This window comes from Flavobacterium riviphilum (assembly GCF_055231795.1).
The window spans coordinates 265,278-281,979 of sequence record NZ_JBUYSY010000001.1 but is presented as its reverse complement, the minus strand read 5'-3'; the positions used below and the strand labels follow the sequence as shown (position 1 = coordinate 281,979).

The following is a 16,702-nucleotide window of genomic DNA, read 5'->3' as shown; positions in this document are numbered from 1 at the left end:
TATGGAGAAATCTACAACCTCAATAGAAAGCCTTTATTTGAATGCCCTGAATTCTAAAAAAGATGTTAAAGGCAAAACTATTATTGGTATCACCCAATTGGCCGTTATTTTAATAATTGCTATTCTTATAGTGATTTTAGGAATTATTGTCTATCAAGCAAGAACAAAGTTTTCTTGGGATTTTATAGTGTCTTTTCCAACCAATGGAATGACTGAAGGTGGAATTTTTCCTGCTCTGATAGGTACTTTTTTGTTAGTTATCCTGATGTCAATTGCGGCAGTACCCTTTGGAACGATTACCGCTTTATATCTTACAGAATATGCCAGCGAGAAGTCAAAATTTGCCGCAGCCGTTCGTTTTTCGATACGTACTTTAGCCGTAGTACCTTCAATAATTTTTGGACTTTTTGGATTGGGCTTTTTTATTCAATTTGTAGGCACAGGGGCTGATACGGTTTTTAATGGTGGGGCATTACGTTGGGGGCAACCCAATATTCTTTGGGCGAGTTTGACCATGTCTTTATTAACCCTTCCGGTGATTATTGTGTCGGTAGAAGAAGCCTTAAAAACCATCCCAAGAGAATTGCGTGAAGCTAGTTTAGCTTTAGGAGCAACCAAATGGGAGACCATCAAAAATGTGGTGTTACCTGGATCGGTATCAGGAGTGATGACCGGTACCATTTTAGCCATTAGTCGTGGTGCGGGTGAAGTTGCACCCATACTATTTACAGGGGCGGCTTATTATTTGGCGTCATTACCAGGTTCGTTGAGTGATCAGTTTATGAATTTAGGGTATCATATTTACATCATGTCAACACAATCCTCCGATGTGGAAAAGACCATGCCAATACAATTTGCCACGACTTTAGTCTTATTATTGCTTACCTTGTCACTAAATTTAGTTGCCGTGCTTATTCGTTCCAGAATCAGAAGAAGAGCAAAATCGTAACGTTTTTTTCTAAGTGGAGGATTAGCAAAGTAGAACAACACGTTCCATGGGAACATTATTAGCTCAGAGGGGAAGTGCACCTCAATATATTTAAAATTCGAATTAAACAATGTTATGAAACATACAAAAATAAGTGTCAAAGATTTATCGTTATATTATGGAGAAAAAAAAGCATTAAAAGAGATTTCGATGCAAATTCCAGAGAATAAGGTAACGGCTTTGATTGGACCTTCTGGTTGTGGTAAATCAACTTTTTTGAGGTGTATAAACCGTATGAATGATTTGATTCCAGAGGTGAAAATTACAGGTGAATTATTAGTGGAAGGGGTAGATATTTATGATAAAAATGTTGATGTTGTAAATATTAGAAAAAAGATAGGAATGGTTTTTCAAAAATCAAACCCATTCCCTAAGTCGATTTACGAGAATATTGTATATGGCCCAAGAATAAATGGGATAAAGGATAAGTCGCAATTGGATGAAATTGTGGAGACCTCGTTACGTCAAGCAGCTATTTGGAATGAACTAAAAGATCGTTTGGACGATTCCGCTTTGGGGCTTTCTGGAGGACAACAACAACGTCTTTGTATTGCAAGAACTTTGGCTGTAAATCCTGATATCATTTTAATGGACGAACCTGCGAGTGCACTCGATCCAATATCTACCTCAAAAATAGAAGAACTGTTACATGAATTAAAAGAGCAATACACCATTATTATTGTGACTCATAACATGCAACAAGCAGCGAGAACAAGTGATCACACTGCTTTTTTCTATATGGGAGAATTGATCGAAATGGGTAAAACTAAAGATATTTTTACCAAACCTGAAAAAAAACAAACCGAAGATTATATCACAGGAAGATTTGGATAAGGTTATAAAAAACGAAATTGAAGTAATAATTTCATGTTTTAAATTGCTTATACCGTCTACACCTAGAGTTGGTCTTATTTAAAAAACAAATAAAATGACACATTTCGAATTAGAGTTAGAGAAGCTAAGAGATATTATCATAAAAATCGGGAATTTGGCCGAAATCCAAGTTGGGGAAGCTACAAAAGCAATCTTATCAGAGCCCATTGCTAACAAAGAAGTAAAGAAAACAGAACAACGTATAGACAAACTTGATATTAAAATCGATGAAATTTGTCAAAATATTTTTGCTTTGCAACAACCGTTGGCTTCAGATTTAAGGTTTATCATGTCGGCCATGCAAATCAGCAACGAGTTTGAACGAATTGGTGATTTGTCTTTGAGTATCATTAAGAAAACCAAAAGTATTAAAGATAAACACGATTTGATTGCTAAGTTTGAAGTGGAAGGTTTGGCGCGCGAAATTGAATTGATTACAGCAAAGACCAACGAATGTTTTCAAACCAATGAAGAAAATACTATTGGAGAGATTTTTCTTTTAAACAAAGGAATTAAAAGCAAAACTGACGATACGATTCACGCTATTATTGCAGAAATGAAGTCGCATTCCAAAGTAGTCGTTTCCGGAACCAATTTAGTAATGGTGTTGAAACATTTGGAACGCATTTCAGAACATTGTACCAATATCGCAGAATCTGTGTATTTTATGGTTCATTCTAAGATTATAAAACACGAAAAATTTGACCTTCCCAGCGAAGAGTAATTATTGAATATTTAATCGTAACCCATTACCAAAGTTTTTTCAATGACTAGGTAATTTTTCATGCCATATAAAGTTGTTTTCAATTGATTCCAATGCTATTCAAAGGAAAATGCTTTATGTGGTTTTTTAATTTAATGCCACAAAGATCAAAAATCAAAGCGGCGCTTTGGTATCAAAAACAGTAAAAAGGGTTTGCCAATCCACAGCGACTTCATAATTTGATAGGCCCTGATACTGTTCGATTTTGCTTAACATAGTAATGTTAAAATCCTCTTGGTTGGCATAAGGAACACTACCGTCTTGGTCTAATTTTACGGCCAAATATTCCTGTTCGTATTGTCCAGGGGTAGGGATGAAAAAGGCTTTTTTGCCTAATTTGGCCAAGTCCATGATGGTGGTATACCCCGAGCGACAAAGAATGTGTTCACTTTCGTTAAAGGCTTGTTCTAATTGGCGGGTAGTCATGAAATTGTAGTAGGTTACATTGCCAATAGTTTCTTTGATTTGTTTTTTTTCGATGACTCCTTTAATGAAAACAACTTTGCCATAAAAACGATTCATCTCATCGGCGAGTTTTTGTTCTAATAGGCTTCTTTGCGGTTCAGGACCAGAAAGGATTACCATTAAATCGTATTGTTTTTCAAGATCTTTTTTGTGTAATCGACTTAGCGGACCAATGTATTGGATGGGGAATTTACCGTGATTGATATGGCCCAATTCTCCACTAAGGTTAGGATTTTCTTTGACATCGGGCACCCAGCATTGCACATATTTTTTTATGATTCTTTGATGTAAATTGGTGGTTAACCCGGTTGTATTGCCAGTTAATACTTTCAATTGATGGGTAATAAAAACGGAAGGTACTTTGGCGCTATACACCCCAAGGCGATTGTCTGAAATGACACCTTCAATAGCATATTTTTTAATCCATTTTTGTACCAATTTGTTTTCTTTATGTATCGCTTGGAGCATTTTGGGTAAGCTTTGTAAGAGTTTCCATTTGAAGTTTTTACCCTTCTTGGCATATTCAATTTGGTACGAAGGCAGTTCGAGGGTTTGAATGTATGGAAATTCCTTTTTTAACAAAGCTAATGCATCGCCATCAGAGGCAATAATGGGTATGAAATTATGCTCTTGTAATGCTTTAATGATAGGAATACACCGTGTTGCGTGGCCTAAGCCCCAGTTTAAAGGAGCGATTAAAATATTTTTGGAGGAGGTGTCTATAGCCATTTCGTTTCAAAATTATGAATTTCTAACATGGCAAGGTAGCCAGATCCTTTTTTTTTGGAGTTTTCAAACTATTATGAAATGTTTAAATTTCGCCATTAAAAAAACTGACTAATTGCACGTCATGTGTTTTAGTCAGTTTTTTTAGCCTAGAATCTTTTTTAGAATTCTAAAGCACAATCTGGGTTAAATTATAAATAGCTTGTTGGCTAATCTTGGATGTAGGTTTTATTCCCGTTTTTGTTGATGTAGTATCTTCCGCCTCTTGGACCAGTATAAACTTTTTTTCCGTTGTATTCACCCGTTACTTTGTCTGGAGTTTTTGGTGCTTTTTCGGTAGTTTCTTTGAGTTTAACCTCGGCTGATTTTTTGGTAGTTGTAGCTTCTTTTTTGGTTTTGGTAGTTTTCTCTGTTACTGCTTTTTCGGTCTTACTTTTTTCGGATTTGGCTGCTGCAGTTGCTTTTTTGGCTTCTTTGTCAGCGGTTTCTTTTTCGGCGGCAGCTTTTTTGGCAGCTATAGTTGCTTTTCTTTTCTCGTTTGCGGCTTGTTGTTTGGCTGCTTTAGCTTCAGTGGCTTGTGCTTCAGCTTCTTTTTTGGCGGCTATGGTTGCTTTTCTTTTTTCGTTGGCTGCTTTTTGTTTGGCTTCTTTTTCGGCAGCAGAAACTTCTGTTTTAGCTTGTGTAGTTTTCTTTTTGGTGGCTGTTTCTTGAGCGAAAATGGTGTTGGACGCGATAAACAAGAAACATAAAATCAGTATTCTTTTCATAGTTTTAGGGTTTTAAATTAATGGAGTACTAAAGCTACTAATTTTTTTTGGATATGCGTGTAAAGTTCTAAAAATCTTAGTATTACTGTTGCTAAGAAGGCCTAAATTTTGCTTTTAGTCCTGATAGGAACGGCATCCTCTTGTCTTGTCCTTACAACAAGACAAGAGATATAGTGGATAGCAGGAATCCCTGATGGCTGAAAAAGCCTTTTGTTGGCTCTCCTAATTGTTTAATTTTTAACATATTAGTCAGATAAGTTTAATCATTTAAACAGCCAATTATTCTTTGCGAACATTGCGTAATTTGGGGTCTTATATGCCCTTAAATTCCTTATATGGTTCAAAAAGTCAATAAAAAATTGAATGACTTATATGTTTTAACAATTTATAGCTGTCCTAAAAATAAGCTCTTAACTGCACATTTCCGGTGTGAATGGCGGCGCTGGTTTCGCTTTTGCGGCCTTGGTAGTTGAAATTAATGTCGAGAAATTGGGTGATATTTTTTTGTAATAACACACGCCAAGTGAGATTTTGTCCGGTTTGTAAGCCTTCGAGCATTTGGAAACCCACGGCCGATTGTGCATTGCCATCGAATTGATTTTGATAAAAAGAGAGTTCGCCGTTGAGAGTGAATTTGGCGTTGCGCGCATAACTGAAGGCGGTTCCCAATCGGTTTTGTTGCAAGGTTTCGGCTTGTGCGAGTTGGTTTTCTTTGTGTTGGAACTCATAAAACAATTCCCAACTGGCGTTTTTAGAAAACAAATAGCTGATTTTTGGGGCGATTTGGTAGCCTTTGATGTCGAAATTTTTCTCAGCATAATTTTCGGAAACCACGGCGGTTGCTAATGTTTTGGTAAAGAAGTTCAGCAACCAACTTTTTTGAAACAAATGTTGGTATTGCAATTGGTGTGAGGCATTGCTGTTTTCCTGTGAGCCATTGGACAATAAACTCTTGGACTTGTTTTGCAAATAGGTGTAAGTGACCGAGTGTTTTTGTTTGCCTCGATTGAAAAATAAGCTGTTTCTGAAAACGGAGTTGAGTCCCAAAACATCATCTTTCGGGCTTCCAAACGGATTCAAATCGAAATTACCGCCTTCGTTTTTAATTTTTCGGTCCATAATAAACGAGGTTTGGTTGTAAAAATAGGAGGCTGTTTTTTTGAGTCCTTTTTCGTTTTGCCATTGGTTTGGGTTAATGATTAGGGATTGCGAAAACTTATTTTGATGGGTTTTGATAAAGATTTGGTTGGGCAAAAACACGCGAATGAATTTGGCCAAATCAGGATAAGGCGCGATTTCGAATTCTTGTAATTCTTGAATGCCGTTGCCGTTGTAATCGTTCCAAGCGTACACTCCTTGACCCGCATTGACTTCTAAAAAGGTAAATTCTTGTTGGGCAATTGAGCCCGAATTGGTTTCATAAGCGGTGGTGCTTTGTATTAATTGTTTCCAAAAACGGTCGTTATAGACCACTCTCGAATTGAGTGAAGGCTCTTTTTGTGCCGAGTTATTGGTGTATTCCAAGACGCGATAATTGGCAAAGACAGACAAATCGCTTTTGGCAGTTTGAAAGACTTTTGATTTTAAGCTAAAGGTTTGCGAATGATTGACGCGTTGTAAGACGCCATTTTGAATACTATCGTTGGCTCTTTGTAAATATCCCAAAGCCACGAAAATTTTGGTACTATCGCCGCGACCTGCAAATCCTCCTATCTCTGAAAAACGCTGACTGATGGGCGTGAAGCTTTGGGTGTTCTTGATTTTCTCTTGGTTGTCTTCTAAGCGGAAGGTAGCACCCACCCAATTTTTCTTTTTGTGAAAACGGACTTGGGTTTGTTGGCGAACAAAATTAGAAGTGCTCAACAAATTGTCGCTTTTGAGTACACTGGTTTGGTTTTGAAAACGCCAATTCGGAAGCTGGAAGTGCGCCATTATGCGGTGTTTTTGACCAGAAAAAGAATCGGTAAAATCTAATTTTTCCAGTTGATAAGACGCATTACCTTTTAGCTTTCCTTTGTAGTTTGGGTTCCATTCGCTTTGGATGCCCGCAGTCCAGAAGCTTTGGTTACCAGTGGTTGCGGTGCCCAAATTCCAATCGCGATTGAATTCGATGTTGAACAAGCGTTCTACGGTTTTGAAACTTTCGGCTATGTATAGGTAATTGCCTATGAAATCCAAATTCCATTTTCCGGTAAACAAGCGTTGTTTGGTGTTGAGTTTTGCGGCTAATCCTTTGTTTTGATTGTCATCAAGACGCGAGAACAAGTTTTGGTCGTTGTTGCTCACACCGATTTCAAAATCAGTGCTGCTTTTTTCATTCGGCTGATATTGCCCTAAAAAAGTGGCGATTTGTATTTTTTTGGGAGCGATGAGCGGAATGGTAGGCTCATATTCTCCTTGTAAAATCCCGTTGATGGGCGCTACGTATTCGTAAATTCGGCCAATGGCTCCGGAGTTTTTCAAGAGATAATTTCCTTGATTTGGCCCTATTTTGCTGAAGCGAACATTGTACAAAACGGCTTGGTCATTGGTCGAAAATTCAAAGTATTCAATGTCATTGACGCTTTTTTTCTCATATAAAATTTTGTTTTCAGAATAGGAATCTTCATAGGCCGATGGCGCATTCATTTTGTTGGGATCATTGCCCGCATTTTGTAAAATGGCAACTTGTTCTTTGGACAAGCTTTGTTGTACGGGTTGGTTTTTCAAGTCGCTTTCGGAATACAAATAACTACCAAAACGCCAGTTTTTGTTCTCGTGCATTCCGCCTCCATAGGCAACAATTCGGGTGTAATTTTGGTCTGTAAATTGGTATTCAACTACAATTCGCATTTCGGAAGTGATGGTAAATAAAGGCGTAAAGACCAACTCTCCCGCGTTATAATCCATCACATAATCGTTGTTTTCTCCACGTTTTAGCAAATTACCATTCACATATACGCGCTCCGAACCCGAAACGATCAATACGTAGGCTTCTTCATTATTGCCTTTGAGTTTATAAGGCCCTTGATTGCCTTCTTGACCCGTAATGGTACTTCTAGCATATTGTCCTCTGACCAAACCAATTGCAGCTTCTATTTTGGTGTGTTTTTCGGTGTCACCCCAATCGAATTGAGTGCTCAAACCCTGTACTTTTTTATTGAAATTCATCAACTGAGACGTTCGATTTTCTAAAAACAAATCGCCTCCACGAACTCTCCAATCTTTGCTGTATAATTCCATAAAAATATTATCAAACTGATCCAGTCTTTGCGAATAGCCTCCATCTTGTAACGGAATATTACTGTCTTGAATCGAGGCGCTAATACTGACTTTGTCTGAGAGTTTACCGCTGATTTGTAAGTCCAAATTTGAGTTGAGCACCGCGTTTTGATTGTTACCCACCGTAACTCCTCGCGTGATGCTTCCAGAGGTATTGAGCCCATCAAAAGGCGTTGCTTTTTTGGGATTCGTATCAGTCATTTGATATAAAGTGCCCTTCAGCGCCTCGTTATTGACCACTAGACTATCCGAGTAGACTTGGTAGGTTTTGGTCAAAAAATCGGGGTACTTTAGGTACTGAACCGTTAGTTCTTCGGCGGTAAGTGTCGAAAGAGATTGTAACAACAAATAGCCTTTTTCAAAATTTACGCTGTAGTTTGCGGTGGGAAGTGTCTCCTTTTTGTTGGTGGTAATTTTAAAAAAACTCGGATTGATACTTGTTTTTTCTAGCCAAATGGTATCGGTAGTCACACGGATTTTTTTAGTGCGATAGGACGACTGATTTTCCTGCGCGTAGACGCCAGAAAGCCAAAAGAAGACTCCAAGAAGCACAATTTTATTCCACATAGTTACGATAACGTCCAATGTTCAAAAGTAGTATTTAATAGTGAATAGGATACTAATTACGATAGGTATACTTACTTATTTTAATCTAAAAGTTTAAACTTCTTTATTGGAGAAATTTAGTCGTATGGTTAAAGTCATTCTTGTTTTCTGAGTTTATCATTAAGTTGTAGCATCTTATTAGTTAAATTAAAAATATTTTATTTTTTTTAGTCAGAAAAAAAATATATTTAATATATATTTGTTTTATTAACTAAACCTATAATTACCTTACAATCATGAATGTAAAAATTACCTTTAGGCGAAATTCCTTTTTTTTTCTTTTAGGAATTATAGCGTCTTTTCAATCATTTGCTCAGGTAAGTCAACCTGTGAAGACAGATCAAGAGTTATATGATTTAGCTGATCGTTATGTGAAAACTCCCATTAAAATCATAAAAAAATCTAATGGTGAGGTCTTTTTGCAGCGTGACATGACTAGTTATCTGTCTCAAATTAGTCAATCAAAAGCGACAGAAAAATTAAGTCTTTCAAAAGATGATGATAACGGTCATCATCATAATGACGAGCTACAATTAGAATTTTTGAATCGTCCGCATCCTTCTGTAGCCACTTTAGAAAAATATTTTGATGAGGCCGCACTTGCATATAAAGTGCCAGTCGAAATTTTAAAGGCAACGGCTCAAGTACAAAGCAATTGGGCACAATCAGCACCGTCTTTCTATGGTTCTTATGGGGTAATGGGTTTAATTGAAAATTCATTTCAAAAACAAATTAGTCTTGCTAGTACATTGTCAAATTACACTGTTATTCAGATTCAGCAAGAGGCTAAAGCTAATATTTTTGCAGGAGCTGCTTTATTGGCTCATTATCAAAAAAACTATGGAAAAGCCAAAAAAGTGGAAGATTGGTTTGAAGCTACCAAAGATTTGACGGGATTAAAAGAGGAAGAATTACAAGCATCATTAGCGTTACGATTTTTCGAAGTGATTCAAAATGGTAGTAAAACCGTTTCACTTTGGAAAGAAATAATTACTATTAAAGGACAGCAGGTTCAGCTTTCAAAATTGGGAAAGCAAAACGCTGAATTGCCCAAAAAAAGCACCTCAAAGTCAACCGTGACATCTGATTATTCGGGAGCAATTCAGAATTTAACTACAGTAAATTTTAGTAGTAGACCAGCTGGTGCCATCAAATATTATTTTATACACTACATTGCTACAGGTACTTATGAAGGAGCAATTAGTTGGTTTAAAAATCCAGATGCTCAGGCTAGTTCACATTACATAGTGAAAAATTCAAATGGCGAGATTACTCAAGTGGTGCTGGAAAGTAATAAAGCATGGACTCAAGGGGTTAGTGAGTATAATAATTATGGTATAGGAGTAGAACACGAGGTTTTATCTACAAACTTATCTATGTGGGACAGTCAACAGATGCAGACTGCTTTAGCTAATTTAGCAATTGATGTTTGTAATCGAAATAATATTCCAAAGGTTAGAAGAGCCAATAATGGAGACAAAGGAATTTATGGCCATAATGATGTAAGCTCGACGACTTGCCCTAATTTAACTCCTGAAAGATGGGATGCTATACTATCTCGTATCACGGGTGGACAAATTACACCTACAGTAGCCGCACCAACACTTTTTTCGGTTACCAATCCTGGAAATGGAACAGTAATTCAAGCTTCATGGAAGACAAATACAGAGCCTTCTTTATTGGGTTATCGTTTGTATTATGCCACAGATGATACAATGACGCAATGGGCATTAGCGGCTGATGAAACTTCTTTATCAGCCAATACAACTTCTATTTCTTTGAATCAAAGTCAATTTAAAGTAGTTCCAACCGGTAATGTGCACCATTTTAGACTTACAGCTGTAGTTCCAAATGGTGCCAATCCAGTAGTTGAAAGTGGTGCAAGTGATGTTTATTCTCGTAGTGCCAATACTACAGGTACAAAAGTTTTAATTGTGGATGCTTTTGATAGAGCTTCAGGGTCTTATACTAGTAATGCCCATTCTTTTGCAGCTAGTTATTTTATGGGGCTTCGCGACAAAGCACAGCTTCAAATTAGCACGGCTGCGAATGAAAAAATAGAAGACGATACAGTAAATCTTAATGATTATCAACTTGTAGTTTGGTTTGTAGGGGATGATTCTGGCGTGGATTTGGCCTTTAGTACATCAGAAAAAAATAAGATTAAAAATTATTTAGAGGCAGGTGGCAAGATACTAATTTCAGGTTCGGAAATAGCCTATAATGTAGGAAACTCTTCCCGTGCTCAGTACGATTTGAATTTTATGAATAATTATCTAAAAGCTAATTATGTTGACGATGGAGATGAAACCTACACTCCGGCAACCGGTATTGCTAACTCGGATTTCGCAGGAATAAGTATCCCTTTTGGAGAGGTGTACCCAGAAGATTATCCAGATAACATCAGCGCGGTAACTGGAGCTACTAATTTATTGAATTATACTGGCGCTAATAAAGTAGGTGGAGTTGGATATAAGGGAAAATTTGGAGCGGGAACTAAAGACGGGGGTGTTGTGTATATTTCTTTTCCATTAGAGACTGCTTCAAAAGCTAGTATAGCCAGTTTTACAGAAAAGATGCTTCAATATCTGTTTGGGGCTACTTTGGAGAATAAAGATTTCATTGCGGATACCATTATTCAATGTTATCCTAATCCATTCCAAAACCAGCTAAACATAAAGTTAAATCTTGAAAGCAAAGGATCTATTCAAGTAGCACTTTGGGATGTCACTGGGAAAATAGTTGAGATTCAAGAACTGAAAAATTTTGCAAATGATTCCGAAATTGTATTTTCTACTCAAGCGTTACAAAATGGGATGTACTTTGTAAAAGTTACTTTAGTCAATGGGACCAGCTACACAAAGAAAGTAATTAAAGAATAACAGGAAATTGGATAAAATAAAAAGCTCAGAGTTGTTTTTTTAAACCCTGAGCTTTTTTATTATTTTAAGATCTCAGATTGTTGTTTAACTTCATTATTGAAGTTTATGAGTGTTAATACTATTCTTAGCATCATGATACTATTTGTAATATTTTGTAGTAAATTACGTTTAAAAATAAATCCGCTAAACCTATATTTATGAAAGTATTCAAAATTACGCTCTGCTTGTTGTTTCTTACTTCCCTTTGTTTTTCTCAAAACATCGTTTTAAAATTCATTGGCGATAATGATGATGGTATTTCATTTATTGGTCACTCCGAAAAATTTTGGATTGGTCCCAGAGCATTCAGTCCTGGAGAACGAGAATTGGTTTTTAAGCTCAATCAGCCTTCAGTAATTAAATGTACGCATTATAAAAAGGCAATACCCATTTTTGCTTTGCCTAATGAAGTGATAGAATTTGATTTCAATAAAAAAGGGTTAATCGAATATTCTTGTAAGACTAATAAATATCGTGCTACCGAATCCCAATATGTTAATGAGAGTTTTGAAAAATATGGCCAAGCAGAAAGTATTTTAACATACAATGAAAGAAAAAAAATACGCTCCTTGATGAAAGAACCTAAATATTTTGATCCTACGTATCAAAAAGAACAAGGATTCTTAGAAAGTAATTTTAAATCAGGAAAAGTTTCTAAAGAATTTTATTCGTATTTTAAAATAATGTATTGGTCTTTGATAAAAACAAATGAACTTGAAGAAGCAACTGTTGCTCCGGCAACTATTTCTGCAATAGAAGAAAGTTTTAAAGGAGCAGATTCTCTTTTTGTAGTGGATGAATATCGAGCCTTGGTACGAAGATACATTGAAAAGTCTTTGGCAAAAGCAGGCAAGACACCTACCTTATTGAAAGAACTAACATTTGTTACAACCACTTTTCAAAATCAAAAAGTCATAAATTATTTCTTGTTTGAGGATTTGAATTTTGCCTTAAATGATCCAAAATCGATAACTAAAGTAGATCAACCCTCTATTGATTTATTTAGAAAACATTGTAAAGACCAAGAATATCTTGATGCTATCAATTTAGATTTACAACCTAAGAACCTTCCATTTGTGTTGCAAAGTAAAATTGATAAGTACAAAGGGCAATTGGTTTTGGTCGATTTTTGGGCATCGTGGTGTAAACCGTGCAGAGCAGAATTCCCTGCCGAAAAAGCTTTGATGGATAAGTTTCCTACTATAGCTTTTGTTTTTGTATCCATCGACCAAAGTGCAGCAGCTTGGGAAAAAGCAATGCTTCAGTATCCCAAAATTTTAAATAAAGACAATAGTTTTTTGCTAACAAAATCAGAAGAAGACCAATTAATGAAAGAGATTAAGATTTATTCGATACCTCGTTATGTTTTGTTTGGAAAAGATGGTAAAATACTTGACAAAGACGCCCCTAGACCTTCAAGTCTTTACATTGAAAAGTTATTACAACGTCATTTGTAATCCATCAAATGATGTTTTTCAATAAAAAAAGACCATTTTAAATTTGCTTTAAAATGGTCTTTCTTGTTTTTATAAAGTCTCTTTGGTGATGATTTGCATCGTTTCACGACTCACTTGTTTGAGCAGGACTTGCTTATTTTCTTCAACCAGTTTAGCGGCTTGGTCGTTAAAATGACGAATAGTGTACAAAGTCACATCTTCGTTAAACTCTACTTTAAACTTTTTAGAAAGTTTAGCATTCAATTCTCCGAAATTGCCAAATTTATCTTCTACGCAAACCGAGAAACTAATTGCCGAGTTTTGAATCAAGTTCACTTTGATTTTGTACTTATGGAATAAGGCAAAAATTTCACTAATGTTTTCCTCCATAATAAATGAAAAATCAATAGACGAAAGTGAAATCATCAATTGGTTGCGCTTTACGATAAAGCAAGGCAATTGCGGATCTAAATCGGCGCCTTTAGATACAGAAGTTCCTTTTAAAAGAGGATTTATAAAGGATTTGACGTACAATGGAATTTCCTTTTTTTGCAGAGGCTGTAAGGTTTTGGGGTGAATTACCGTGGCGCCGTAAAAAGCTAGTTCAATAGCCTCACGATACGAAATCTGATTCAACAAACTTGCATTTTCAAAATACCTTGGGTCGGCATTCATTACTCCGGGAACGTCTTTCCAGATGGTTACGCTTTCGGCATTCAAGCAGTACGCAAAAATAGCGGCAGTGTAATCCGATCCCTCTCTTCCTAAAGTGGTCGTAAAGTTATTTTCATCCGATCCTAAGAATCCTTGAGTGATATTCAAAGTTTTGGTATGAATAGTAGCGGTTATGTTTTTCTTGGTTTGTTCCCAATCTACTTCGGCATCACGATAATTGGCATTAGTTTTTATTAAATTTCGTACATCCACCCATTGAGTCTCGATATTCATGAAATTCATGAAATAAGTCAGTATTGTAGAAGAGATTAATTCTCCAAAACTTACCACTTGATCATACACAAAGTTGTAATTGGGCGATTTATTGTGAGATAAAAAGTATTCGAGTTCAGCGAAAAGTAAATTTACGGCACTAAAAACGGGATGATTGGTGTCTTCGAATAAATCTAATACAATTTGATTGTGGTATTTTTTCACTTCTTGTACCGAAGCATTTAGTTCTGGAGATTTTTCAAAATAATGCTTGATCACTAGTTCTAAAGCGTTTGTAGTTTTTCCCATGGCCGAAACTACCAATACAACTTCTTCATGTCCCACAGTTTGTAATACGTGGTATACGTTTTTTACTCCATCAGCATCTTTAACGGATGCTCCTCCAAATTTAAATACTTTCATGTTTCAATCTAATAGATAAAATAGGCGATAAGTTCCTATTTTTAAAGGTTATGTAATTTTTCTAAATAAGCATTAATGGCATTTTCATCCATTTGTGCAACTCTCCAATCGTCTAAAACTTTCGCGCCTGAGTTTTCATAAAAGGTAATGGCTGGGGTGTTCCAATTCAACACATTCCACTCAATTCGTCGTACTCCTTCGGTTTTTCCTTGTTGAATAATCGCGGTATACAGTGCTTTTCCAATACCAGTTCCTCTCATATTCTCTTTTATCACTAAGTCTTCAAGGTGAATAGTTTTGCCTTTCCAAGTGGAATAACGATAATAATACAAAGCGATACCAGCAATTTCTTGGTCTTTTTCTGCCACAAATACTTGAAATAATGGATGTTCTCCAAATCCATCTCGTAATAAATCTTCTTCGGTAATAACTACCGCATCAGGTTCTTTTTCAAAAACGGCCAATTCCTTGATAAGTGCCAAAACCCCTTTCATGTCGGAGGGTACCCCTTTACGTATAATCATCTTGTTTTTTTTAAAATTGATACCCCTAAAAATAACAATAAATACTGGGCTTTTAGGTTGTTTCGTGCACAAATATACAATAGAGAAAAACTAACTCTATAATTATCAATTCATTTTCACAAAAAAAACGATATTTGTGACTTAAACTAACTACAACGATTTCGTAATGGAAGCACGTAACAAAACACTAGGTGAATTTATCATCGAAAAACAAAACCAATTTCAGTATTCTTCGGGAGAATTGTCCCGGATTATTAACTCCATTCGTTTAGCAGCCAAAGTAGTCAACTATAAGGTAAACAAAGCCGGTTTAGTTGACATAGTAGGGGCCGCCGGCGAGCAAAACATTCAAGGCGAAGACCAACAAAAACTTGATGTTTATGCCAATGAAATTTTCATACAAACACTCATTAACAGAGAAATTGTGTGCGGAATTGCCTCAGAAGAAAGTGATGATTTCATCACCGTAGAAGGTTCGGATCGAAGTCATAACAACAAGTACGTACTCTTGATGGATCCATTAGATGGTTCTTCCAATATTGATGTGAATGTATCAGTGGGAACCATTTTCTCTGTTTATCGTCGTGTAACACCGATTGGTACTCCAGTAACTATGGAGGATTTCTTGCAACCCGGAATCAATCAAGTAGCGGCAGGCTATGTAATCTATGGTACTTCGACTATGCTAGTCTATACCACTGGTCATGGTGTAAACGGTTTTACTTTGAATCCTGCTATAGGGACTTTCTATCTATCGCATCCCAACATGAAGTATCCACAAAACGGTACTATTTACTCCATTAACGAAGGCAATTATGTCCATTTTCCACAAGGAGTGAAAGATTATATCAAATATTGTCAGCTAGAAGAAGGCGATCGTCCGTACACGTCGCGCTACATCGGAAGTTTGGTGTCCGATTTTCATCGCAACATGATTAAAGGCGGTATTTATCTGTATCCCACCAGTTCCAAAGCACCCAAAGGGAAATTGCGTTTGCTCTACGAATGCAATCCCATGGCTTTCTTAGCTGAGCAAGCCGGAGGCAAAGCGTCGGATGGTTTTGGACGTATTCTCGAAATTCAACCCACTGAGTTGCACCAACGCGTGCCTTTCTTTTGTGGTAGCTACAATATGGTCGAAAAAGCCGAAGAATTCATGGCAAAAGCCATCAATAATTAGGAGCGAAACATCTGGAATTTTCAACAAACAAGGGTTCCTGCTCTCCGCTATATCTTTACTGCCGAACCCCGGCAGTAAAGGATGTCGCTGCGATCAGGGCTAAAAGAGCAACAATGCGCTTCTTTGTGAACATAAAAAAACCGGCAGCTGTAAAAGGTACCGGTTTTTTGTTTTTGACAGTTTCTTAGTGCTTACTAATAGTTAAGTACTCAGGACTATTTATTCATGTTTTTCATTTCATAAATAAAGGTGTCAACGTCAACTTTTTTATCCAAAAGCGCCAGCGCTTTGTGTACAATATAATTAACGTTACCAGGGGTAAAACCAAGAGCTAGACCAAACCGCTCCAATAATTTTTCTTGTTTGTCTCCCAATTGATGATCGACGTGCACCATACGCCCCAAATCATAAAGTCGTTCCAAGCGTTCAATATACAAATAAGGCGGGTTTATGTCGTATTTCAATGGGTTTTTTAGGATTTCTTTGTACTCTTCCTTAGAAATTTCTAATCGAGCAGCTAATTTGTCTAAAAAAGCTTGTTCTTCATTGGAAGCGTTCCCATCGGCCAATGCCACTCGAACAATAGCAGAAAAATGACCTTTGTTACGTTGTTTAAACTCGTTATCAAATAAATCAGAAATAGACATAATCATAGTTTTAAGGGTTGTATTAAAGGTACAAAAAAAAATAAAAAATAAGAATAAGAGGATGAAATAATGTGCTATTGATTTGAACACGATTTGTTTATTGTCGATATCAGATGCTGATCATTACGGGAGTCCGGGAGAGCTTTGGCATCAAGGCTTAGGTCTCACTTTATTTCGGGCTAGTCATTTTCAAAA

The 16,702-nt window shown here is 36.5% G+C and carries 12 protein-coding genes; 6 read left to right on the top strand and 6 right to left on the bottom strand.

Annotation, left to right across the window (positions count from 1 at the left end):
- Window position 1 precedes the first annotated feature (1 nt).
- The 3 genes from pstA to phoU all read left to right on the top strand — a co-directional run bounded on the left by pstA (window position 2) and on the right by phoU (window position 2,585).
- Window positions 2-949 carry a phosphate ABC transporter permease PstA gene (pstA, locus tag ACZIX2_RS01285; RefSeq protein WP_463338263.1) on the top strand — a complete coding sequence of 316 codons (948 nt, stop codon included), beginning with the start codon at window positions 2-4 and terminating at the stop codon, window positions 947-949.
- Between the two features lie 114 nt (window positions 950-1,063).
- Window positions 1,064-1,822 carry a phosphate ABC transporter ATP-binding protein PstB gene (gene pstB, locus ACZIX2_RS01280; RefSeq protein ID WP_463338262.1) on the top strand — a complete coding sequence of 253 codons (759 nt, stop codon included), beginning with the start codon at window positions 1,064-1,066 and terminating at the stop codon, window positions 1,820-1,822.
- Window positions 1,823-1,916: 94 nt separating this feature from the next.
- Complete coding sequence (phoU, locus tag ACZIX2_RS01275) at window positions 1,917-2,585, top strand: phosphate signaling complex protein PhoU (protein ID WP_463338261.1); 669 nt, start codon at window positions 1,917-1,919, stop codon at window positions 2,583-2,585.
- Window positions 2,586-2,738: 153 nt separating this feature from the next.
- Here phoU and ACZIX2_RS01270 read toward each other — a convergent pair whose 3' ends face one another.
- From ACZIX2_RS01270 to ACZIX2_RS01260, 3 genes are all read right to left on the bottom strand, one after another.
- On the bottom strand, window positions 2,739-3,818 hold the full coding sequence (locus ACZIX2_RS01270) for a glycosyltransferase (RefSeq protein WP_463338260.1): 1,080 nt from the start codon (window positions 3,816-3,818) through the stop codon (window positions 2,739-2,741).
- A gap of 206 nt (window positions 3,819-4,024) precedes the next feature.
- Window positions 4,025-4,582, bottom strand: a complete 558-nt coding sequence (locus ACZIX2_RS01265) for a hypothetical protein (RefSeq protein ID WP_463338259.1) — start codon at window positions 4,580-4,582, stop codon at window positions 4,025-4,027.
- A 396-nt stretch (window positions 4,583-4,978) separates the two neighbouring features.
- Window positions 4,979-8,410: a hypothetical protein gene (locus tag ACZIX2_RS01260; protein ID WP_463338258.1), complete on the bottom strand. Its 3,432-nt coding sequence runs from the start codon at window positions 8,408-8,410 to the stop codon at window positions 4,979-4,981.
- A 275-nt stretch (window positions 8,411-8,685) separates the two neighbouring features.
- Between ACZIX2_RS01260 and ACZIX2_RS01255 the strand changes: the two genes are divergently transcribed.
- Together ACZIX2_RS01255 and ACZIX2_RS01250 are read left to right on the top strand one after the other, a co-directional pair.
- Window positions 8,686-11,331 carry an N-acetylmuramoyl-L-alanine amidase gene (locus tag ACZIX2_RS01255; protein WP_463338257.1) on the top strand — a complete coding sequence of 882 codons (2,646 nt, stop codon included), beginning with the start codon at window positions 8,686-8,688 and terminating at the stop codon, window positions 11,329-11,331.
- A 197-nt stretch (window positions 11,332-11,528) separates the two neighbouring features.
- Window positions 11,529-12,827, top strand: a complete 1,299-nt coding sequence (locus ACZIX2_RS01250) for a TlpA family protein disulfide reductase (RefSeq protein WP_463338256.1) — start codon at window positions 11,529-11,531, stop codon at window positions 12,825-12,827.
- Between the two features lie 69 nt (window positions 12,828-12,896).
- Here the strand turns inward: ACZIX2_RS01250 and ACZIX2_RS01245 are convergent, their stop codons facing one another.
- Both ACZIX2_RS01245 and ACZIX2_RS01240 read right to left on the bottom strand, forming a co-directional pair.
- The gene (locus ACZIX2_RS01245) at window positions 12,897-14,156 is read right to left on the bottom strand and encodes an aspartate kinase (RefSeq protein WP_463338255.1); all 1,260 of its coding nucleotides are present in this window, start codon (window positions 14,154-14,156) and stop codon (window positions 12,897-12,899) included.
- 41 nt (window positions 14,157-14,197) lie between these two features.
- Window positions 14,198-14,680 carry an N-acetyltransferase family protein gene (locus tag ACZIX2_RS01240; protein WP_463338254.1) on the bottom strand — a complete coding sequence of 161 codons (483 nt, stop codon included), beginning with the start codon at window positions 14,678-14,680 and terminating at the stop codon, window positions 14,198-14,200.
- A 166-nt stretch (window positions 14,681-14,846) separates the two neighbouring features.
- On the opposite strand from ACZIX2_RS01240, the gene fbp reads away from it, so the two are divergent.
- Window positions 14,847-15,860 carry a class 1 fructose-bisphosphatase gene (gene fbp / locus ACZIX2_RS01235; RefSeq protein ID WP_463338253.1) on the top strand — a complete coding sequence of 338 codons (1,014 nt, stop codon included), beginning with the start codon at window positions 14,847-14,849 and terminating at the stop codon, window positions 15,858-15,860.
- A 215-nt stretch (window positions 15,861-16,075) separates the two neighbouring features.
- Here the strand turns inward: fbp and ACZIX2_RS01230 are convergent, their stop codons facing one another.
- Window positions 16,076-16,507: a tellurite resistance TerB family protein gene (locus ACZIX2_RS01230; protein ID WP_463338252.1), complete on the bottom strand. Its 432-nt coding sequence runs from the start codon at window positions 16,505-16,507 to the stop codon at window positions 16,076-16,078.
- Between the last annotated feature and the right edge of the window lie 195 nt (window positions 16,508-16,702).